The 21091-nt window shown below is 42.9% G+C and carries 20 protein-coding genes and 1 pseudogene; 18 read left to right on the forward strand and 3 right to left on the reverse strand.

Annotation, left to right across the window (positions count from 1 at the left end; genetic code table 11):
- The first annotated feature begins 3 nt into the window (after window positions 1-3).
- From allD to MKY62_RS05680, 9 genes and pseudogenes are all read left to right on the forward strand, one after another.
- A complete protein-coding gene (allD, locus tag MKY62_RS05640; RefSeq protein WP_003180376.1) occupies window positions 4-1053 on the forward strand; it encodes an ureidoglycolate dehydrogenase in 1050 nt (349 codons plus the stop codon).
- Between the two features lie 17 nt (window positions 1054-1070).
- Window positions 1071-2828: an acyl-CoA synthetase FdrA gene (locus tag MKY62_RS05645; protein ID WP_016886427.1), complete on the forward strand. Its 1758-nt coding sequence runs from the start codon at window positions 1071-1073 to the stop codon at window positions 2826-2828.
- Window positions 2828-4093, forward strand: a complete 1266-nt coding sequence (locus tag MKY62_RS05650) for a DUF1116 domain-containing protein (protein WP_003180383.1) — start codon at window positions 2828-2830, stop codon at window positions 4091-4093. The genes MKY62_RS05645 and MKY62_RS05650 overlap by 1 nt, the downstream gene beginning before the upstream one ends.
- Window positions 4090-4860: a DUF2877 domain-containing protein gene (locus tag MKY62_RS05655; RefSeq protein WP_016886144.1), complete on the forward strand. Its 771-nt coding sequence runs from the start codon at window positions 4090-4092 to the stop codon at window positions 4858-4860. The genes MKY62_RS05650 and MKY62_RS05655 overlap by 4 nt, the downstream gene beginning before the upstream one ends.
- Window positions 4861-4865: 5 nt before the next feature.
- Window positions 4866-5798, forward strand: coding sequence for a carbamate kinase (gene arcC, locus MKY62_RS05660; protein WP_009328916.1), 933 nt, complete (start codon window positions 4866-4868; stop codon window positions 5796-5798).
- Window positions 5799-6013: 215 nt separating this feature from the next.
- Entirely contained in the window at window positions 6014-7267 is a 1254-nt protein-coding gene (locus tag MKY62_RS05665; protein ID WP_003180385.1) for an MFS transporter, read from the forward strand.
- 651 nt (window positions 7268-7918) lie between these two features.
- A complete protein-coding gene (locus MKY62_RS05670) occupies window positions 7919-9019 on the forward strand; it encodes a Rap family tetratricopeptide repeat protein (RefSeq protein ID WP_009328914.1) in 1101 nt (366 codons plus the stop codon).
- Window positions 9019-9135, forward strand: coding sequence for a hypothetical protein (locus MKY62_RS05675; protein ID WP_003180390.1), 117 nt, complete (start codon window positions 9019-9021; stop codon window positions 9133-9135). Before MKY62_RS05670 ends, MKY62_RS05675 begins: the two co-directional genes overlap by 1 nt.
- A gap of 97 nt (window positions 9136-9232) precedes the next feature.
- Window positions 9233-9459 (forward strand): annotated as a pseudogene (locus MKY62_RS05680) (site-specific integrase); the annotation flags it as partial.
- A 530-nt stretch (window positions 9460-9989) separates the two neighbouring features.
- On the opposite strand, the gene MKY62_RS05685 reads toward MKY62_RS05680, so the two are convergent.
- Window positions 9990-10517, reverse strand: a complete 528-nt coding sequence (locus tag MKY62_RS05685) for a hypothetical protein (protein ID WP_003180393.1) — start codon at window positions 10515-10517, stop codon at window positions 9990-9992.
- A 105-nt stretch (window positions 10518-10622) separates the two neighbouring features.
- On the opposite strand from MKY62_RS05685, the gene MKY62_RS05690 reads away from it, so the two are divergent.
- From MKY62_RS05690 to melA, 6 genes are all read left to right on the forward strand, one after another.
- Window positions 10623-11117: a hypothetical protein gene (locus tag MKY62_RS05690; protein ID WP_003180395.1), complete on the forward strand. Its 495-nt coding sequence runs from the start codon at window positions 10623-10625 to the stop codon at window positions 11115-11117.
- A 257-nt stretch (window positions 11118-11374) separates the two neighbouring features.
- Window positions 11375-12412: a LacI family DNA-binding transcriptional regulator gene (locus MKY62_RS05695; RefSeq protein WP_025805588.1), complete on the forward strand. Its 1038-nt coding sequence runs from the start codon at window positions 11375-11377 to the stop codon at window positions 12410-12412.
- Between the two features lie 113 nt (window positions 12413-12525).
- Window positions 12526-13779, forward strand: coding sequence for an ABC transporter substrate-binding protein (locus tag MKY62_RS05700; RefSeq protein ID WP_009328911.1), 1254 nt, complete (start codon window positions 12526-12528; stop codon window positions 13777-13779).
- Window positions 13780-13821: 42 nt separating this feature from the next.
- The gene (locus tag MKY62_RS05705; RefSeq protein ID WP_016886425.1) at window positions 13822-14739 is read left to right on the forward strand and encodes a sugar ABC transporter permease; all 918 of its coding nucleotides are present in this window, start codon (window positions 13822-13824) and stop codon (window positions 14737-14739) included.
- On the forward strand, window positions 14740-15570 hold the full coding sequence (locus MKY62_RS05710; RefSeq protein ID WP_003180403.1) for a carbohydrate ABC transporter permease: 831 nt from the start codon (window positions 14740-14742) through the stop codon (window positions 15568-15570).
- Between the two features lie 30 nt (window positions 15571-15600).
- Window positions 15601-16899: an alpha-galactosidase MelA gene (melA, locus tag MKY62_RS05715; RefSeq protein WP_003180406.1), complete on the forward strand. Its 1299-nt coding sequence runs from the start codon at window positions 15601-15603 to the stop codon at window positions 16897-16899.
- 24 nt (window positions 16900-16923) lie between these two features.
- On the opposite strand, the gene MKY62_RS05720 is transcribed toward melA, so the two are convergent.
- The gene (locus MKY62_RS05720; RefSeq protein WP_003180408.1) at window positions 16924-18078 is read right to left on the reverse strand and encodes an AbrB family transcriptional regulator; all 1155 of its coding nucleotides are present in this window, start codon (window positions 18076-18078) and stop codon (window positions 16924-16926) included.
- 210 nt (window positions 18079-18288) lie between these two features.
- Between MKY62_RS05720 and MKY62_RS05725 the strand changes: the two genes are divergently transcribed.
- The 3 genes from MKY62_RS05725 to MKY62_RS05735 are packed head-to-tail and all read left to right on the forward strand — an operon-like array spanning window position 18289 to window position 19382.
- Complete coding sequence (locus MKY62_RS05725; protein ID WP_003180410.1) at window positions 18289-18522, forward strand: spore coat associated protein CotJA; 234 nt, start codon at window positions 18289-18291, stop codon at window positions 18520-18522.
- Window positions 18523-18527: 5 nt separating this feature from the next.
- Window positions 18528-18791, forward strand: a complete 264-nt coding sequence (locus MKY62_RS05730) for a spore coat protein CotJB (RefSeq protein ID WP_003180412.1) — start codon at window positions 18528-18530, stop codon at window positions 18789-18791.
- A 21-nt stretch (window positions 18792-18812) separates the two neighbouring features.
- A complete protein-coding gene (locus MKY62_RS05735; protein ID WP_003180413.1) occupies window positions 18813-19382 on the forward strand; it encodes a manganese catalase family protein in 570 nt (189 codons plus the stop codon).
- A 43-nt stretch (window positions 19383-19425) separates the two neighbouring features.
- On the opposite strand, the gene MKY62_RS05740 is transcribed toward MKY62_RS05735, so the two are convergent.
- A complete protein-coding gene (locus tag MKY62_RS05740; protein WP_003180415.1) occupies window positions 19426-21045 on the reverse strand; it encodes an AMP-binding protein in 1620 nt (539 codons plus the stop codon).
- Window positions 21046-21091: the final 46 nt, after the last annotated feature.

Genomic DNA, 21091 nt, shown 5'->3' on the forward strand with positions numbered 1-21091 from the left:
CAGATGCGCGTATCTAAGCAGGAGCTGTTTCATTTAATCAAACAGAAGCTGATCAAAGCTGGATTAAACGAAGGAGCCGCACACGATGTTTCAGATGTATTGACATTCGCCGATCATAGAGGGATCCATTCCCATGGTGCAGTACGTGTGGAATACTATGCCGAACGAATCGCAAAAGGCGGTATTACAGCAAACCCAAACTACACATTTGAACAAACAGGACCTGCATCCGCCGTCTTTAGCGGAGATAATGGCCCAGGTCACCAAGCAGCAAAACAAGCGATGGAAAAAGCAATCGAAATGGCAAAAAATTCAGGTGTTGCTGTTGTAGGCATGAAGAATATTTCGCATAGTGGTGCATTGGGTTACTTTGTTGAAATGGCAGCAGAACAGGACATGGTTGCTTTAAGCATGTGCCAATCAGATCCAATGGTCGTACCGTTTGGAGGAACAGAACCATACTTTGGCACCAATCCAATTGCTTTTAGCGCACCATCGGCTGATGAACGCATGATCACATTTGATATGGCGACAACTGTTCAGGCATGGGGAAAAGTATTGGATGCAAGAAGTAAAAATGAATCGATCCCGGAAACATGGGCAGTAGATGCAGCCGGTGCACCAACAACGAATGCAAGAGATGTCCATGCACTTGTGCCAATTGCCGGTCCAAAAGGTTATGGATTGATGATGATGGTGGATGTCTTATCAGGCAGCCTTCTTGGAGTACCTCATGGCGTACATGTATCTTCCATGTATCAAGACCTGACAAAAGGCCGAGATTTAGGGCAAATTCATATTGTGATCAACCCTGCATACTTCACAGATTTAACTGCTTTTAAACAACAGATTTCGACGATGCTTGATGAATTAAAAGCACAACCGGCAGCAGAAGGCTATGGGGAAATTTATTATCCGGGTGAGCGCGGTAAATTAAGAAGTGCAAAATATGATAAAGAAGGAATTGAAATTGTAGACGATATTTATAACTACCTCGTTTCAGGCGATGTTCATTACAATCGTTATCATGGAAAGAATAGATTTGCAGAATAACAAAATGGAGGATCATTATGTTATACACAATTATAAAAGAAAACACCTATCAAGATTCTATCGTGTTAATGCTTTTATCAAACAAGTTATCTGCAATAGATGGTATAAACAAAGTTTCTATCATGATGGGAACACCAGCTAACAAAGACATTTTTAAATCTTCGGGGTTGGGCACAGATGAATTGGAAAAAGCAAACCCAAATGATATCGTCATCGTTATAGATACAAACCAAGAAGAAAAGGTATCGGAAGTGAAAGAAGAAGTAGAAGCAGCTTTAAAAGGAGACTCTGCTTCACAAGACAGAGCTAAAGACCAAGAAGCACATAACTGGAAGCGTGCAATGGAGCTTGCGAACAACCCTAATCTGGCATTGATCTCCATTCCTGGTCAGTATGCAGCAATGGAAGCGGAAAATGCATTGAATGAAGGGTTACATGTATTTCTATTCAGCGACAATGTATCTAAAGAAGATGAGGTTAAGTTGAAACAAAAGGCGCATGAAAAAGGATTATTAGTCATGGGACCAGACTGCGGTACTGGAATTATTCACGGCGTGCCACTGGCATTTACAAATATCGTGAATGAAGGAGATATTGGCGTTGTGGGTGCATCAGGTACAGGGATTCAGGAAGTGACATGCATCATTGACCGTCTTGGTAAAGGTGTAACAAACGCAATTGGTACAGGTGGTCGGGATTTATCAACAGAGGTTGGTGCTACCACGGTTTTAGATAGTATCAAAGCATTAAATCAAGATCCACAAGTAAAAGTGATTACAGTAATTTCTAAACCGCCTGCAAAGGAAGTGCAGCAAAAAGTATTAAATGTGTTAAGAAATATTGAAAAACTGGTTGTTACGTTATTTTTAGGAGATAAACCAACTTATCAGGAAGAAAATATTTATCATGCGTATACACTTGAAGAAGCAGCGGTTGTATCTGTTCAATTATCCAATGGCGACAAACCGAATTTTAAACCGACAGTGGCTGAAAATGTAAACGTGTCGTTAAAAGATTCACAAGTTGGTATTAAAGGTTATTACTCGGGCGGCACCTTGGCATCTGAAGCAGCTGTGTTAGTGAAAGAGGCATTCAAAGAAGAAGTACCTGAAGAGAAGAAAGGTGCCTATATTCTAAAAACAAAACATCATGAAATTATTGACTTAGGCGATGATATTTATACCCAGGGGAAGCCACACCCGATGATTGATCCTGAAAAACGCATCGAAATGCTTGAAACATCTGGAAACGATCCTGAAACAGCAGTCATCATGATTGATAACGTCATTGGCTATGGCAGTCATGATGATATGACAAATGAATTAGCACCAGCCATTAAACGTATTTTAGCCAATGCACATCAGGATGGCCGTGAACTTGCAGTGCTTGTAACAGTTGTAGGTACAGATAAAGATCCTCAAGGTTACGAAAAGCAAATTGAAACCTTAAAAGAAAGTGGTGCAATGATTTGTGAGACAAACGATCAAATGGTTCGTACAGCGATTAAACTGGCAGGAGGAAAAGTGGAACAGCCAGTCCTTGACATACAAAAATTTGAATATACCCAAGAAGACTTGACAGTAGACGAAAAAATTATGTCCTTAATCAATACGAAACCAAGTGTCATCAATATTGGGCTGAAAAGTTTTACAGCAGCTGTTCAGAAGAGCGGATCAGAGTGTGTTCAATTTAACTGGCGGCCAATTGCTGGCGGTGATGAAAAGCTAATGAAAGTGCTTCAATATCTAAACTACTATGAAGGAGAGACAATCTAATGGGGTACAAAACAATAAATGAAGCGAACGAAGCTGTTATCCGGAAGATCATAGCAGCTGAACCATTCTTGACCGATGTTGTACCTGCCAAGTCTGTGATTCCTGAATTAGAAGATTATGTGTTATTACATGCTGGGCCTCCAATTAAATATGAAAATATGACAGATCCTATGCAAGGCTCTTGTGTTGGAGCGATTCTTTTTGAAGGATGGGCAGAAGATGAAGAGGGAGCGCGTGGTCTGCTTGAAAACAATAAGATTACATTTATTCCATGTCATCATGTGAATGCAGTTGGACCAATGGGAGGCATTACATCACCTAATATGCCGGTTCTTGTTGTTATGAACAAAGAGAGCGGCAATGAGGCGTACTGTCAAATGAACGAAGGCATCGGTGCAATATTACGCTTCGGTGCTTATCATGAGCAGGTAATCAATCGCCTGCACTGGATGAAAGATGTGTTGGGTCCAGTGTTAAGTAAGGCCTTAAGAAAAATTGATGGAGGCATAAACGTTAATGTTTTGATGGCTAAAGCTATTGCAATGGGGGATGAATTTCACCAGCGCAATATTGCAGCATCATTGGTGTTTTTAAAAGAAGTTGCTCCAGTAATTGTGGCATTAGATGATGTTGAAAACGAACAAAGTGCAGAAGTTATCCAATTTTTAGCTGATACAGACCAATTTTTCTTAAACATTGCCATGGCGACTGGAAAAGCAATAATGGATGCAGCGCGTACAATCAAACATGGTACAGTCGTTACTGCAATGTGCCGAAACGGTGAAAACTTTGGCATTCGTATTGCTGGTATGGGAGATGAGTGGTTTACAGCACCTGTTAATACACCACAAGGGTTATATTTTACCGGCTACTCAGCGGAAGATGCAAACACAGATATCGGTGATTCAGCGATTACAGAAACAATCGGTGTTGGCGGCGTAGCAATGATTGCTGCCCCTGCAGTAACGCGTTTTGTTGGAACAGGCGGATTTAATGATGCGCTTGAAACAAGCAATCAAATGGCTGAAATCTGTGTTGGAGAAAATCCGAACTTTGTTATTCCGACGTGGGACTTCAAAGGTGCGTGTTTAGGTATTGATGCACGTAAAGTTGTTGAAACAGGCATAACACCGGTAATCAACACAGGTATTGCACATAAAATTGCTGGATATGGGCAAATTGGTGCTGGTACAGTTCATCCTCCAATCGAATGTTTTGAGAAAGCAATCACAGCATATGCTGAAAAACTAGGTTTTCAAGGATGATTTTACAGGCAAGTGCGGTTGGTTCAATCGCACTTCAGCTATTAATTGAGGGAAAAACGTTTACTGTACACAGCATTTTTGAAAAAGGTTTAAATATTGTTGATCGGAATGATGAATTGATATTTATCGGCACAAATGAAAATGGGACCTTCCCATTAGGAATCTTGCTTGACTCACAAACGAAGCAAACATTAAAAGCAGATCTTGAAGTGGGAGATACATTTCACGTTCGCAATAGCCATCTTTCCCACAATTGTTTTGAACTCAATTTTAATGCGGAAATACTTCCGTTATATACAGATTTTAAACATGCAAATATAAATAAATTAAAAGAAAACGTGAAACAAATTTCATTTAAATCGTATGAATCTACTGATTTTGAATCAGCTCGCGTGTCGGACTTGATAAATAAATTACACGATCCAACTGAAAATTTGGAGGAAGAGCTTCGTTACTTTATCGGTCGGGGCCAAGGTTTAACGCCGACGGGTGACGATATACTGGTCGGTATATTGTATGGACACTTCATCAACTCTTTTATCGCCGAAAAACACCTTGAAACATTGGGAAGTCTAATCAGAGAACCCTTAACAACCCTTGTCAGCACGCGCTTTTTAACTTGTGCTATAGAAGGCTTGTTTAGTTCAAAAATTACAAAATTACAACATGATTCATCTTTGAAAAGTATAAAAAGTCTTATAAAAGTAGGTTCTTCTTCTGGGATGGATACTTTATATGGAATTTATATGGCTTTAACAAAGGAGTGAAAGAAATGGGGAAAAGTGTAGTAATCGCACTAGGAGGTAATGCAATTTTACAGCCAAAACAAGAAGCAACTTATGCTAATCAATTCAAAAATGTAATCTCTGCAACACGTCATATGATTGAAATTAAAGAAGCAGGACATAAAATTGTGATTACACACGGCAATGGTCCGCAAGTTGGGAATATTATTGCTCAAAATGAAGCTGCCAAAAATGTCGTTGAACCGCTGCCGATCTATGCTTGTAACGCAGAATCACAGGGATTCATTGGTTATATGCTCGAAAAAGCTTTAAAAAACCATATTAAAAAACGGGGCATTACCGCGAATGTAGCTACATTTCTAACAATGGTTGAAGTGGACAAGTATGATAAAGCATTTGAAAAACCAACGAAACCAATAGGAGTATTTTATTCAGAGGAAGAAGCGAAGAAATTGGAGAAAAAAGGGTTTGCTATGTCAGAAGATGCAGGGCGTGGCTATAGACGAGTTGTGCCTTCCCCAGAACCGAAAGTGATCCATGGGATAGAAGAGATTCGACGTTTAATTGATGAAACGATTGTTATCTCCTCGGGCGGCGGCGGTATACCTGTATATCGTGACGACAGCGGTCTATTACATGGTCTTGAAGCAGTAATAGACAAAGATCGTTCAGGATTAAAGCTGGCACAACAATTAAATGCTGATGTTTTCATGATGTTGACAGACGTACCAAATGTGTTTATCAATTTTGGCAAAGAAAATGAGCAAAAACTAAGCCGAATTACAGTAGAAGAAGCAGAACAATATGTGGCAGAAGGTCAATTTCCTGCTGGCAGTATGCTGCCAAAGATGCAAGCGGCTATAGAATTTGCAAAGTTAGGTAAAGAGGCAATTATTTGTTCATTGAACCAAGCGGCAGCTGCACTAGACGGAAAAGCGGGGACGCGCATAACAAAATAAGACGATCCGTGTATGTTCATAAGGTGGATAAAAACTAAAATTCCCACCTTTTCAGATATGACGACATTTGATCTGTCATTCTGATCAAAAATTTCTGAACAATCTTTATAATGGGATTCTTTATGCTGCGCAGACAGATTTCGAAAAGAAACAATCTATGAAGTCTAGGATCGAAAGTCAAAGGATTAGTGGAAAAAGTTGAAGGAGGAAGTTTGATGACAAAAGAGGCGGGATCAGTTGAAGGTAAAGGAAAACAACCACTGGTTCCCTATTGGGTAAAAGTTGTTATCGTATTTTTCTTCGGTTGGGTGGCTCTTTATGCAACGCGAACAATATTAAACCCCATTATGGGGGATATTGAATCAGCGTTTTCATTAAGCAAGGCACAACTTGGCTTAATTATGAGTATATTTTTCATCGGTTATGCTGGTATGAATGTTCCTGCAGGAATATTAGGAGATAAAATTGGGAAAAAACGAGTGTTGGTTCCAGGTGTTATTCTATTTGGCTCGCTTGCAGCAGTTACAGGGATGATGCCCACATTCTTTCTGTTTATCTCTGCATGGCTTATGGTTGGTATGGCTCAGGGGGTATATTATGGGCCGCAATATGGAATATCATCCGAAATTATCCCGAAGAACCGTCTAACATTAGGCAGTGCTGTGATTAATGCAGGGATGGCTTTTGGTACTTCAATTGGCTATTATATCTCCAGTTATGTTGTTGGAGAATGGGGATTCGGATGGGGAACCCCATTTTTTGCCATCGCAGTGCCGGTTGTACTTATCGGCATCGCAATGGCAATTGTAATTAAAGACAAACCAAAAACTGATAAAGAGGTTAAAAGGAGCGCTGAACCGTTTAAGTTTTCATCTTTATTTAATAGAAACTTAATTTTGGCATATATTATTATTTTCTGCTCTATTTACGGATTCTTTATGATTATTACTTGGTTGCCATACTATTTAGAAACAGCACGCGGTTTAACCGGAGGAAATATTGCCTTTGTTGCATCACTTGTTCCATGGGCAGCAATTCCAGGTTCATTATTTTTTAGTTGGCTGTCAGATAAGTTAGGCCGGCGCAAACCAGTATTGCTCATGATGTTGCCATTTGGTATTTTATCAACAGCTGCAATTGTTTACTTTGATAGCTTACCAATTCTGTATATGACACTAATTGTGTATGGAATTGTAGGGAAAATTAGCGTTAACCCCGTTTTAATTGCTGTTGTAGCAAATAATGCACCAAAGCAATCATTAAGTACAGCATTTGGATTCTACAACTTTGTTGGAATGTTAGGTTCCATTTTAGCTCCATATATTACTGGCTGGCTGACAGACACTACAGGAAGTATGAATATAGGATTTTATTTTGCAGCAGCTCTGTTAGTAATCGCGTTGATTGCAACATATTTAATAGACGAAAGTAATTTGCCATCTGTTGATAAAGCAGCTAAACATCATTAGTTAGCAAAAGCTTATGACTTCTAGTAAATGCTCAGTCAGATTAAGTATGAAGAGACTCATTCACTGCAATTGCGCTTCAAGCGGCACAACAAAGGCGACAGCCAGACTGATAAGATGCATATAGTAAACCATTCGGAATTGAGATGTTAAAATTTAGCGGCTTCTTTCAAAACAGCATGGACTAAAATGACGCTGGACAAAGCAGTGCCCTCAGTCTGGGAAAAGAAACACAGACGGAAAAGAACTGAGCTGCAGCCCGGCTGGAGGAAAAGGAAAAGTGCTCCCGGGGCAGACATCCTGTTATACACCGATGGTTGATTTCGATCCGCGTTCTTCATATGCGATGTAGAAACATTATCAATCCATTAACAGGAGCTCTCACTTATTCCTATACAAGTTCGTATTCATATTTGAAGAAGTAGTGTATAAAAGCACCCTTTCAGCAAGGGTGCTTTTTGCTGTCTTATCAGTCACGGTTTCACAGCTATTGAAGAGTCATTTGACCTAATAAAAGAGTGGGAAAAGTGGGGGATTCAGGAAACTGTGTAAAATGAACTATTACTATTAATTTATACAGGGAGGAAAATATAGTATGATATGAATAATGAATAAAATACAAAAAAATTGAATATCGGAAGAAAGGAGCTCCATATGAACAAGATCGCCGCGGAAGAAGTCGCCAACATCCTTAATACATGGTACCGCGCCATCAGAAGAAATGATGCTGAACAGTCGATCCGAATATTTGAAGAAGTCAAACCGATGCTGGCAGAGATGGAGGAAGACCAAGAGGTTTTAATCTACTATTCTCTGCTGGAACTGCGGCATAAAATCATGCTGTATGATACGCGGGGAAAAAAGATAGAACAGCAAGAGGAGTTAACGAACGGCGGCAGTGCTGCATCACATATGACATCCTATTACTACTACCTGTTTTCAGGAGCTTATGAAGTGTATAAAAAGAATTATGAGCAGGCGATCAGCTTCTATAAAATTGCCGAGAAGAAGCTTGCTCATGTACATGATGAAATTGAGGTGGCGCAATTTCACGATAAAGTCGGAAAGCTCTACTATTACTTGGGCCAGAATATCGTCTCTTTAAACCATACCCGGCAGGCGATGGAAATTTTCAAGGGGCATGGCGACCATGATATGAACCTTGTTTCCACTTATATTACGATGGCCGGAAATTATACAGAGATGGGGAAATATACAGAGGCGGAAGAATATTTAACAGAAGCCATCCATACGGTAAGAAAAGCCGGCGACTGTTTTAAAGAAATGCAGCTCCTTCATAATTTTGCCTTGCTTTATGCGGCGATGGACAATTCGGAAAAAAGCATTCAGTTTTTAGAAATCGTTTTGGATGATCAAGCATATGCTGCATCAGATTATTATTTCAATGCTGTGTTTTTAATGATCAAAGAGCTGTTTAAAGTCGGAGACCATAAACGCGCTGCAGCCTTTTACAAAGAAGGGAAGGAAAGGTCGAAATCCGCGGCGAATAAAATATTTGACGCCAAAATCGATATTTTATATGCGGCTTATGCAGGAGATGGTGAACAGGCGGTTAAAGACTGCAAAGACAACATTGAAATCCTGTTTCAAACAAAGCAATACGACAGCGCCAGAGAACTTTCGCTCTTAACGGCCAATGTTTACAGATCAAAGTCACTTTATAAAGAAGCCGCACATTTCTTTTTGGAAGCGATTAAAGCGGAAGAAAAAATGAAAAAAGTGGAGGGAATGTGATGAAAAAACTGTTCATTGTTGCTGCGATTGCTGCCGTCGTATGTTCGGGATGGTTTGCGGCAGAAACTCACTGGGCATCCGGCGACATGCAGGTTGCTGAAAAGATGGTCGGTTAAATCGAATACTCGGAACAAATATGAACATCCGCTCCTGAGCATCAGGGCGGATTTTTTTGGGAAGGTAAAGTAAATTAAGGCATAAGAAACGCGGTTAGACAATGAACACTTCTTCACCACTATTTAGGGTGGTCAACCTAAACAAAGGTACGAAACCTGTGCTGACTACTTTTACTCCGATGTCCTTTCAGCTATTCTTGTCAGTAAGATCATTCCCCATCTCTTCAACGCCTCAGGCATCACCTATTAAAAAAATCATAATTGAAACTTGTCAGCAAATATGTTGCATAACACGAGGATGTTTCCACAATAATTAAACATTAAGACTTTTTTGACTTCCAGAAGGAAGAACAAGATATTTATGTAAAATCACTCTTTTATTCAAAATCAAGATCTCTTTCTTGAGGGTTTTGCTTTTGAGTGAAAATCCCATTCTAAATTTGTCCATTTAATGGTATTATTTACTTATATAATAAAGAAAGTGGGAAACAAAACGTTGATGTTAATTGCTTTTGAATTTTACCGAACTATACTCCCAGCATGAAGTATTTGTTATTTTCAATTTCTTTAGTGTGATAGGTGCATTTGTTGGATATTTAAAGAGCAACGGAAGTATTCAAATGCCCCTCTTAATGATTGATTATAAAAGAAAGTGGGAACACAAAAATGTAAGCCACTTTAAAAATCATTAAAGTTTTCACGGATTGTTATTGAGTTATTCCTTTTTTTATTGGGATTAGATATGGAAGAAACAAAAGAAATGATGAAACTATGTTTGAGGTCATTTCTTTTGATATCCTATTATCAAAATTACATAATCAAAGTAAAGAGCAGACCAGCGGCCTGCTCTACTTTTATACGAGCCATAAGATGATTTCCGCAAGGGAATCTGCTGTTTTTTTAGGAACTCCGGCTTTCACTAAGGCTTTTACAAGAGCGCCTTTTGAAGCACTATTTAATCTTTCTGTGGCATATGCAATTTTACGTGCATATTTGTCGACGAGTCTCGCTTTAGAAGGAGAGAGTGGTCTAATCGCCCATTTAAGAGTTTTTCCCCCAACTCTGCAAACCCATCCAAATGCTTTTATGGCTTTTAGAGATCCACCAATAAGGCCTGCAGTATGTACTTGTCCATCCTGATTTAACTGATTGTAAGTTTGAAATTCTGGAGTTTGTGATGCAAATTGGATGAATGCTTTGGAATCTTCTAGAGTAGTAGGCTCTTGATGTGTTTCCATATATTCTTGAAGAGAAGCTGGCAATGTGACATACGTCGTTTCGGTAATTGATGTGGTTGACTGTTCTTGTTCAGCGGCTGAGACAGATGATGCGAACCCACTAAATCCTGAAATGATAAGGGTTGTGGCCGTAAGTGTTATCACACCTTGAGAAAATCTTTTTTTCTTTGATTACATTTCAAATTCCCCCAATTATTTGATATTCTTAACAAGTAATATAATACCACAAAAAGAGAGGAATAGGTATAAATGGGTGAAAAAACCAAAGAAAAAAACTACTCTATTGGGGATCATATTTTTGCAATATTGGTTGTTCTTCTTATGTGTTTATTTCTTATTTCTTCCCCTTTTCTGATATTCTTCGGAGTCTTTAAATTGGTCGCTTTGGCACCAGATGTGTCAATCAATACAAAAGGTACTTTTGATTCTGTGATCGTTTTATTCAAGTTTTTTGTTCTCACTGTGGTAGTCGTAGGGATTGTAGACGTAGTGTTTTCTCAGATTTTATTGAAAAAACGGGGGTTTCTCAATTTTGTTATTGAAGCTTTGTTGATGTTTTGTGTTTTTTATCTATATGTATTGATTTATTCAATGCATTCTCAGGAGATTGTTATACGGAATAATGGTGTATTCTTAGTATCTTTATTTTTGTTTATTTTGTATTTGCTAATAAATGTAGCATATATCGTTTCACGGCGGTTATATAAGGCAACTATGAAAAACATACAGAAAAAGAACAACTAAAAGAGCAGGCAGCTGTCTGCTCTTTTAAAATTTCAATCGCCAAAAGTTCCGTGTCTTAATATTGAAACCATAAATTGAATAGACTCTTAATCCGATTTATAAGCACTTCAGGAACAGCAGCCGGATCTAGAGAAGTCCAAAAAGATCGCGATTGAAAAAACTTATTTTTTTTAATATTGAAAACTTTTACCTTGTTTGTTATGATTTTTTTAGTAAAGTTTAGTGAATACGGATTCCAAAGACAGGACGGGATGAAAATGGCGACGATTAAAGAGATTGCGCTTCAGGCTAAAGTATCAAGCACAACGGTTTCAAGGGTTCTGAACCATGACCAGTCATTATCAGTAGCGCCTGAAACAAGGCAGCGGATTTTGGATATAGCAGCCCGGCTCGGCTATAAAAGCACGCGCAGGCGCCGCGAGGTATATGCCTCAGGAAGCGGGGAAAGCCCGCGCATCGGCATTGTTGTCTGCCAATCACAGGAAGAAGAGCTGAACGATCCGTACTTTTATTCCATCAGGCAGGGAATTGAAAGTGAGTGTTTTGAAAGAGGAGCGTTTATTACGAAATTTATTCAGCTGAGCAGCATCCGCTCGAATCAGCCTGTAGGCGATGTCGACGGCTTAATCGTCATCGGAAGGATCAACTTTGCCGGTTTGCAGCAGTGCATGGGCGCGCTCAACAACGTCGTGTACATCAACCATACAGACAATGAAGAGCTGCGCGACTCGGTTGTCGTAGATTTTGAGAAGGCTACGGGGAGGGCGCTGAACCATTTGAAATCGCTCGGCTATACAAGGATCGGTTATATCGGCGGAAGAGAAAAAGAGCACTTTCGAATTAGCGATCAGGAGACAAGCGCCATTGAAATCGAAGACAAACGTCTGACTGCGTTTCTGGAGATGGCCGGTTCGGATAACGCAAAGCACATTTATATCGGCGAGTATTCGATGCAGCAAGGCTATGAACTGATGAAAAAAGCGCTTTTAGAGAAAAACGTTCCCGAAGCTTTTTTTATCGCCAGCGATTCAATGGCCATCGGCGCGCTCCGGGCGCTTCGAGAATCGGGACTCAAGGTTCCCGAAGATGTTGCAATCGTCAGCTTCAACGGCATTGAAGCGTCCGAATTTGCTAATCCGCCATTGACAACCATAAAGGTTCATACAGAAGAGATGGGCCGGACGGGTGTGAAGCTGCTGCTCGACAGACTGAAAGGAAGGGAACTGCCGCTGAAAGTGACCGTACCTTCAGAGCTGATTATTCGGGAAAGCTGCGGATTCAGCAAACGGAGCTAATGGTAGAATAAGGCGCTTTCCAAGGAGGTGACGCAAATGGATTTACTAAATTCCAGTAAATAATGAAAGCGCTTTTTATTCACCATTAAAATATCATAATTGGAGTGAAATTGATGAAAAAAATCATTTTCTCTTTTGTTCTCCTGATCATTTTGTCTGCAATACTTGCGGGCTGCTCCGGAAAGAATGCCGGAAAGAGCGGAGATGTCACGCTCACAATGTTTTCGACAATGACAAACGACAGTGAAAAAAACACGCTCAGAAGCATCGCAGATGATTTTGAAAAAGAAAATGAAGGCATCAAGATCGATATCAGCTTTCCCGGCCCGGACTATGAAAATATGCTGCGCGTCAAAATGGCGGCAAATGACATGCCTGATTTGTTCGATACGCACGGCTGGGCGAAGATCCGCTACGGGGAATACACTGCTGATTTAAAAGACATGGATTGGGTGAAGCATCTCGATCCAAACCTCGATCCGATTTTGAAGGATGAAAAAGGCAAAGTATATGCCTACCCTTTCAATCAGGCAAAAGACGGGATCGTCTACAATGCCGGTCTCTTGAAGAAATACGGTCTCAAGCCTCCGCAGACGTTGGACGAACTGATGCATGCGCTGGAAACGATCAAAGAAAAAAGCAACGGGAGCGTCATTCCTTTTTGGTTTGCCGGTTCAGATAAAGGCGCTTTAGCTCAGTTTTATGATCAGCTTGCCACCCCGCTGCTCATCACAGATGATCGCCGCAATGAAAAAAAAGCTTTGGAAAACGGCACATTCGACTGGTCCGACTACACACTTCTCGCAGAAACCTTTAAAGAGATGCAGGAAAAGCAATTGATCAATAAAGATATCCTGACGGCAAAACCGTCGCAATTGGTCGAATTGATGGCGCAGGAAAAAATCGGTTTTACCCTCTCAGTCACGTCGATCGGCCCTGATACGAGGGAAGTCAATCCAGATATCCAGTTAGGCGTGATGCCGACGCCTGCCGTTTATGAAGGCGACAAACCGAGCTGGATTGGAGGAGAGCGCCATACCGTTGCTGTCTGGAAAGACTCAGAACACCTCGAAGAAGCAAAGCGGTTTATCGAATTCGCCGCACAGCCCAAATACGTGAAAAAGATCGCCGAAGCCACCTCATTTCCTCAGGCATTAACCAACACAGAAGCTGAAAACTACTATTCTAAGTTTTATGATCAATATGAAGAAATCAAAATCGAACCGTACTTTGACCGCGTCTATCTCCCGAGCGGAATGTGGGACGTCATGGGAACGACGGGACAGGAACTATTGGCCGGTACGTTAACGCCGAAGCAGGTATCGGAAAAAATGAAACAGGAATACAGCAGATTACAAGAACAATAGAAAGGATCGTTATCATCATGATAAAAAAAGAAGGGTGAAATGATGAGCGAATTAGCTAAAGAAAAAAGTCTGACTATTGTGAAAAGGAGATATGTGAGGAAAAATGGATCGCTCTGGTGGATGTATCTTCCCGCCTTGTCGCTTGTATCCGTCTTTATGATTTATCCGTTTGCGAGCGGCATTAAAATCACGTTCACGAACTGGAACGGTTTCTCACAGTCGTATGACTGGATCGGCTTTGCCCAATATAAACGGATGCTGGCCGACCCGGCGACATGGCTTGTCGTCAAAAACACCCTCCTGTACGGATTGGGCAGTACGGTTTTCCAGAATGTCATCGGTCTTCTCTATGCCCTCCTGCTGTTTAAAAGCATCAAAATGAAAGCGCTGACAAGAACGGTTGTCTATTTGCCCGTCATCATCAGCCCGCTGATCATGGGGTATATCTGGTACTTCTTCTTCTCCTATGAAGGAGGCGCCTTGAACGATTTGCTGAAACTATTTGGAGCAGGTCCTGTCAACGCCTTGAGCAGCCCGGAAATCAATCCGTGGATCATCGTATTTGTCAATTCCTATCAGTTTGTCGGTATAGCGATGGTCATTTATTTAGCAGGTCTCGGAAGCGTTCCGAAAGATTTTTATGAAGCGGCGCAAATCGACGGAGCAAGCGGTTTTCAGCAATTTTGGAAGATTACGCTGCCGCTGTTGATGCCTTCTGTCACGATCAACATGGTAATCAATATCATCGGCGGACTGAAGCTGTTTGATGTCATTTTAGCGCTGACAGGCGGCGGTCCGGGAAATGCTTCGCAATCGATGTCGACTTTTATGTACGATCTGTATTTTAAGAGGCAGGATGCCGGCTATGCAGCCGCTCAGGGGGTTTTCATGGCGGTGTTGATACTGCTAATCAGCTTTACGGCTCTCATCTATTTTAAGCGCAAGGAGGTCGAAGCCTAGATGAATCGCCAAGAGAAAAAGAAACGGGCGCTGTGGACTTTGCTGGCTGCATGGATTACCGTTTTTCACCTGATTCCGTTTTATATTTTGCTGACGACGGCGCTGAAAGCAAAGGGAGATTTCAGTTCAAAATGGAAGTTCCCGGACGAAATCAGCCTCGGTAATTTTGCAGAAGCATGGGATAAAGCAGGTCTGGCCGGCTCGTTTTTCAATACTGCTGTGATCACTTTTGCTTCGGCGGCTCTGCTCATTGTGATCGGCTCTCTGGCGGCATATCCGCTCGCCAGGCGCAGAACAAAGCTCAATCAAGCCGTTTACTTCCTGTTTATCGGCATTATGATCATTCCGCCGCTGACATCCATGGTTCCTTTATACAAAATGGTGGTGGAGCTTGGCATGCTGAATACGCTTGAAATCGCGATATTGAATAATACGGCGGCTTATATGCCCTTGACGATTTTTTTGTATGCCGGATTTATCCGGTCGACGATTCCGAAAGAGCTTGAAGAGGCTGCGAGAATCGACGGGGCGAGCACGGCGGGGATTTTCTTCAGAATCGTCTTTCCTTTATTAAAGCCGGTGACTGCGACGATTTGCATTATTGCCTGCGTATTCATCTGGAACGACTATCAGTTTTCGATCTTTTTCCTTCAAGACAAAAGTGTGCAGACTTTGACTGTAGCGATTGCCGGCTTCTTTGGGCAAAATGCGAACAACCTGCACTTGGTGGCCGCGGCTTCGCTGATGGCGATGCTGCCGATGACGATTCTATTTTTATTCCTGCAAAAGTACTTTATAAAAGGATTATCAGCAGGAGCGCTAAAAGGCTAGCGAAAATTTCACGGGGAAAGGAAGATATGAATGACTAAAATTGCTTTTATCGGAGCTGGAAGCACAATTTTTGCGAAAAATGTGCTGGGGGACTGTCTGATGGTTCCGGCGGTCAACGGATTTGAATTTGCTTTGTATGATATCGATCCGAAGCGCCTCAAAGAATCTAAAGATATGCTTGAGCATTTAAAAAACCGCTATAATGACACGGTATCGATCCGCGCCTATGACGACAGAAAGGAAGCTTTGGCGGGAGCGAAATACGTGATCAATGCCATTCAGGTCGGCGGCTATAAACCGGGCACAGTCATCGATTTTGAGATTCCGAAAAAATACGGCCTCAAGCAGACGATTGCCGATACGGTCGGAATCGGCGGGATATTCAGGGCGCTGCGGACGATTCCCGTTTTATTGGATATGGCAAAAGACATCGAAAGCGCGGCGCCCGACGCCTGGCTCTTAAATTACACAAACCCGATGGCTTCTTTAACCGGTGCGCTTCTCCGCTACACGGACGTGAAAACGGTCGGTCTCTGCCACAGCGTTCAAGTATGCACAAAAGATCTTTTCAAATCCCTCGGCATGAAGCATGAACGAATCGAAGAAAAAATCGCCGGCATCAATCATATGGCCTGGCTTCTTGAAGTCAAGCAAGACGGAAGAGACTTGTATCCAGAAATTAAAAAGCGGGCAAAAGAAAAACAGAAAACGAAACATGGTGACATGGTCAGGTTTGAACTGATGGATAAATTCGGCTACTATGTGACCGAATCGTCCGAACATAACGCGGAGTACCACCCTTATTTTATTAAAAGCCGTTATCCCGAACTGATTGAAGAACTGAATATCCCGATTGACGAATATTTGAGAAGGTGCGAGAAGCAGATTCAAAATTGGGAAAAGATGCGCGGCGAAATCGTCGGCAATCGGCATTTAACCCACGAGCGGTCAAACGAATACGGCTCAAGAATCATAGAAGCGATGGAAACCGGCCAGCCGTTTACATTCGGCGGTAATGTCTTGAATAAAGGATTGATTACAAATCTTCCGGAAAAAGCCGTCGTCGAAGTGACGTGCGTCGCTGAGCGGAACCGGATCACTCCGTGCTACGCGGGCGAGCTGCCAGAACAGCTGGCTGCTTTAAATCGCACCAATATCAATACACAGCTGTTAACGATTGAAGCGGCAACAACAAAAAGAAAAGAGCACATTTACCATGCTGCATTGCTTGATCCGCATACGGCTGCGGAATTATCGATGGATGATATCGTAAGCATGTGCGATGAATTGATCGAAGCACACGGCGACTGGCTGCCGGAATTTGAATAAAAAAATAAAGCCTGAGCGAAGGGATCAGCCTTCAACTCTGGCTTTTTTCACGCGAGGGTGTGTATATTTTTCCGATTTTTGATGAAGCAATCGGAAGAATGGAGGAAGCATTGCGATCACGAGCACCACCCTCAACACTTGGACAGCGACGACGAACGTAGAGTCGGCGTGAAGCGTGACAGACGTTGTCGCCATTTCTGCGATTCCTCCCGGAGCAAACGCCAATATGGCCGTTGTCAGCGAAATGCCTGCCGCTTTGGCGGTGACGGCGGCGCTTAAAATCATTGCAATGATCAGTCCGACGGAGCTGGCAAGTGCGACGATCAGCGTTTTTCTGACGCCGATAAACATATCTTTGCTGATCTTTGAACCGATCGTTGCGCCGAGACAAATTTGCGACAGCACTGAAAAGCCGTGGGGCCACCAGGCGGTTGTGCTGAGTCCGGTCATTGAGGCGCCCGCGATTTGCAGAACGGCCGCGCCGGTCATGCTTCCGAGCAGCCATGGCGCAGGAAACCGCAGTGCTTTCATAGCTTTGCATACCCCGAATCCGCCCAGCACGATCAACGCAGTCCATGCGATATGAGGCGCTTCAAATGCCGATGTTCCCGCGGCCATCACTTGGCTGCCGGCAGCATGGGCGTCGGGATGCTTCGCATTTATGAAAAAAACGAAAAAGGGAATGGTCATGACGACGAGAAGAACACGTATCATCTGCACGAGACTGACGATTGCCGTGTTCGCTCCGACTTCCTGAGCGATGCCCGGCATCGCGGAAAGCCCGCCGGGAGCCGTTCCCACAAAGCTCGTCAGCATATCTGTCTTGCTGAATCTCCACAAGACAAAGCCCGACAGCATGGCGAACACGACGGAAAGGAGAAGCATGACGCCGACAATCAGCCAATTTTCCTTAAAGATCGAAATCACAGACATGTTGATTTTTTGGCCAAGCTCAATTCCCAATAGCATTTGGCCGAACTGAAGCCATCCATGGTGGATGCCGTTTTGTCTGACCGCCGCTTTCAACGGTGACGGGCGAAACAGCGACAGACAAGCGGCGGCGGTCATTGTTCCGACCATCCAGCCGATTGTCATGCCGGTCAATGAGAGAAGAAATCCCCCAAAACTGCTGATCAATATCAATAATATATCCCGAAGGAAATCTCTTTTTTCCCTCAAATGAAAAACCTTCTTCCTGTTTACTGCGGAATCATTTTGTTCACTAAGTAAAGTATTTCTATATATTACTATATAATAATTTTAGTGATTGGTAAAATACGAATTTATTTAAAAGATTAATAAGAAAAACTAATCGTTTATTTTTGAACATAACAGATCGAATATATGAATACATTAAATTAGATTGATCATAAATAGAGGTGAACCGATATGAAACATCCCAAGGAATCATTCACCAAAGTCAAATCGTATTGCCCGTTTCACAGCGCCTTTGATCCGTGTCCGCCGATCGGCAAAAGATACTACAGAACCCCTCCAAATCTATATCTAGGTTTTCAGCCCCGCGGCCTTCCGCAGTTTTCCCCGATGGAGGCGCTGCAAAAAGGGACGCTTTGGCCCGTATTTTACGATCATTATGAAAATCCGTATGAAGATGGGAGGTAAGGAGGGTGACGAACTCTTTACCGCAAGACTATTATAAAAGGCTTCATGAAATTCAGGCTGTTGATTTTGTCATCGTTGAGCTGATGCTATACCTTGACACACATCCCGATGATACCGATGCCATCAAACAATACAACCAGTATGCCGGATTTTCCAGAAAACTGAAAGCGAAGTTTGAATCAAAATACGGCCCTTTGATTCAAGGAAGCCCGGATCAGACGGAATCCTATTGGAGCTGGAAAAGAAGTCCTTGGCCATGGCAAGTTTAATAGAGGAAGGGAGTCAGGTTCATGTGGCTTTATGAGAAAAAACTGCAGTATCCTGTTAGGGTGAGAGAATGCAATCCGAGACTTGCCAAATTTTTGATTGAGCAATACGGCGGAGCGGACGGCGAATTGGCTGCGGCGCTTCGCTATTTGAACCAGCGCTACAGCATACCCGATAAAGTCGTCGGACTGCTGACGGACATCGGTACGGAAGAGTTTGCTCACCTTGAAATGATTGCCACGATGGTATATAAATTAACAAAAGACGCGACGCCCGAGCAGATGAAGGAAGCCGGGCTCGGCGATCATTACGCAGACCATGACAAAGCCCTGTTTTATCATAACGCTGCCGGCGTTCCGTTCACCGCTACATACATCCAGGCAAAAGGCGATCCGATTGCCGATTTATATGAAGATATAGCGGCTGAAGAAAAAGCGAGGGCTACGTATCAATGGCTGATTGACATGTCGGATGATCCGGATTTAAATGACGGGCTGGCGTTTTTACGGGAAAGGGAAATCGTTCATTCACAGCGCTTCCGCGAAGCTGTCGAAATTTTGAAGGAAGAGCGCGACCGTAAAAAAGTGTTTTAAACAGCAAAAAGCCGAAAATACGACCGTATTTTCGGCTTTTTATTTACTGCACCGGGCTCGCAAGCAGTTCTGCTGCGCGGTCGCGCAGCACATATTTTTGAACTTTTCCGGATGCGGTCAGCGGGTATTCGTCGATCAGAAATACGTACTCCGGAATTTTATAATACGAAAGCTGTCCTTTGCAAAAATCTCTGACGTCTTCGAGCGTCAGCTTTTTGCCCGGCCTGCATTTAATAAAGGCAGCCGTTTTTTCCCCGTACTTTTCATCCGGAACGCCGACAACCTGTACATCGACAATATCCTCATGTTCATAAAGGAATTCCTCTATTTCACGCGGGTAAATGTTTTCCCCGCCGCGGACGATCATATCTTTTAAGCGCCCGGTAATCCTCACGTATCCGTCCCGGTCCATTTCTGCCAAATCTCCGGTATGGAGCCAGCCGTCTTCATCGATGGCCTTTTTTGTGGCTTCATCCATTTTATAGTAGCCTTTCATGACGAGGTATCCTCTTGTGCACAGTTCGCCCTGCTCATCCGGGCCGAGCGTTTCCCCGGTGTCAGGATCGACGATTTTCATTTCTACATGCGGATGCACTTTTCCGACGGTCTCGACGCGGCGTTCGATCGTGTCGGTGACGGTTGTCTGCGTAATCACGGGTGAAGACTCCGTCTGTCCGTATGCGATTGTGATATCCGTCATATTCATTTGCTTCATCACTTTTTTCATGACTTCTCTAGGGCACGGGGAGCCTGCCATGATCCCGGTCCGCAGAGAAGAGAGGTCATAGTTTGCGAAATCGGGGTGGGTGAGCTCGGCGATAAACATTGTCGGTACACCCTGCAGCCCTGTACATCTTTCTTTTTCGACCGTTTGCAGGACGATGTCCGGCTTGAATTCGATGATTGGCAGCATGGCCGCGCCTGACGCGACGCAGGCAAGCGTGCTTAACACACAGCCGAAGCAATGAAAAAGAGGAACCGGGATGCACAGCCTGTCTTCGCTCGTCAGCCCCATTCTGTCGGCAACGATCGCCGCATTGTTGACGATATTGTAGTGAGTCAGCATAACACCTTTTGGAAAGCCGGTCGTTCCCGACGTATACTGCATATTAATCACATCATCGTGTGTGAGTGACTGCTCTCGTTCAAAAAGGTCGGCATCAGAGACCGTTTCGCCCATTTTAGCGATCTCGGCAAAAGCCGTCATATGTTCAGGGGTCTCGTTCTTGCCAAGGTAGACGAGATTTTTCAGCTTCGGCAGCTTTTCAGGATTTTTCATGATCTCATCGATCATATTGATATAGGATGTTCCTTTGTAGCCGTCCATCAGAAAGAGGGTGGTGGAATCGGAATGTTCCAATAAGTACTCGAGTTCTCTCGCCTGATAGCTCGTATTGACGGTGACGAGCACAGCGCCGATTCTTGCCGTAGCAAACTGGAGCAGAATCCATTCCGGAATATTGGATGCCCAGATGGCGACATGCTCCCCTTTTTGAATGCCGAGCGCGAGCAGCCCTTTTGCAATTTTAGAAGTTTCTTCAACAAGCTCCTGATACGAGTATCTTAAATCGAGCTCAGAATATACAACCGCTTCATGATTCGGAAACCGGCCGGCGGTTGATTTTAAAAGCCCGCCGATCGTTTGTTTTTTTAATGTAATCATAATGCCTCCTTGCCTCCCGAATAAAAACTGTTTCTATTATAGCACT

The organism is Bacillus sp. FSL R7-0646 (assembly GCF_037969865.1).
Classification (GTDB): Bacteria; Bacillota; Bacilli; order Bacillales; family Bacillaceae; genus Bacillus; species Bacillus licheniformis.

Coding starts and splice junctions, on each gene's coding strand:
- arcC (WP_009328916.1), top strand. CDS start 4,866: ATGGGGAAAAGTGTAGTAATCGCACTAGGAGGTAATGCAATTTTACAG.
- allD (WP_003180376.1), top strand. CDS start 4: ATGCGCGTATCTAAGCAGGAGCTGTTTCATTTAATCAAACAGAAGCTG.
- melA (WP_003180406.1), top strand. CDS start 15,601: ATGACTAAAATTGCTTTTATCGGAGCTGGAAGCACAATTTTTGCGAAA.
- MKY62_RS05710 (WP_003180403.1), top strand. CDS start 14,740: ATGAATCGCCAAGAGAAAAAGAAACGGGCGCTGTGGACTTTGCTGGCT.
- MKY62_RS05705 (WP_016886425.1), top strand. CDS start 13,822: ATGAGCGAATTAGCTAAAGAAAAAAGTCTGACTATTGTGAAAAGGAGA.
- MKY62_RS05665 (WP_003180385.1), top strand. CDS start 6,014: ATGACAAAAGAGGCGGGATCAGTTGAAGGTAAAGGAAAACAACCACTG.
- MKY62_RS05725 (WP_003180410.1), top strand. CDS start 18,289: ATGAAACATCCCAAGGAATCATTCACCAAAGTCAAATCGTATTGCCCG.
- MKY62_RS05655 (WP_016886144.1), top strand. CDS start 4,090: ATGATTTTACAGGCAAGTGCGGTTGGTTCAATCGCACTTCAGCTATTA.
- MKY62_RS05740 (WP_003180415.1), bottom strand. CDS start 21,045: ATGATTACATTAAAAAAACAAACGATCGGCGGGCTTTTAAAATCAACC.
- MKY62_RS05700 (WP_009328911.1), top strand. CDS start 12,526: ATGAAAAAAATCATTTTCTCTTTTGTTCTCCTGATCATTTTGTCTGCA.
- MKY62_RS05670 (WP_009328914.1), top strand. CDS start 7,919: ATGAACAAGATCGCCGCGGAAGAAGTCGCCAACATCCTTAATACATGG.
- MKY62_RS05650 (WP_003180383.1), top strand. CDS start 2,828: ATGGGGTACAAAACAATAAATGAAGCGAACGAAGCTGTTATCCGGAAG.
- MKY62_RS05690 (WP_003180395.1), top strand. CDS start 10,623: ATGGGTGAAAAAACCAAAGAAAAAAACTACTCTATTGGGGATCATATT.
- MKY62_RS05645 (WP_016886427.1), top strand. CDS start 1,071: ATGTTATACACAATTATAAAAGAAAACACCTATCAAGATTCTATCGTG.
- MKY62_RS05735 (WP_003180413.1), top strand. CDS start 18,813: ATGTGGCTTTATGAGAAAAAACTGCAGTATCCTGTTAGGGTGAGAGAA.
- MKY62_RS05695 (WP_025805588.1), top strand. CDS start 11,375: ATGGCGACGATTAAAGAGATTGCGCTTCAGGCTAAAGTATCAAGCACA.
- MKY62_RS05675 (WP_003180390.1), top strand. CDS start 9,019: ATGAAAAAACTGTTCATTGTTGCTGCGATTGCTGCCGTCGTATGTTCG.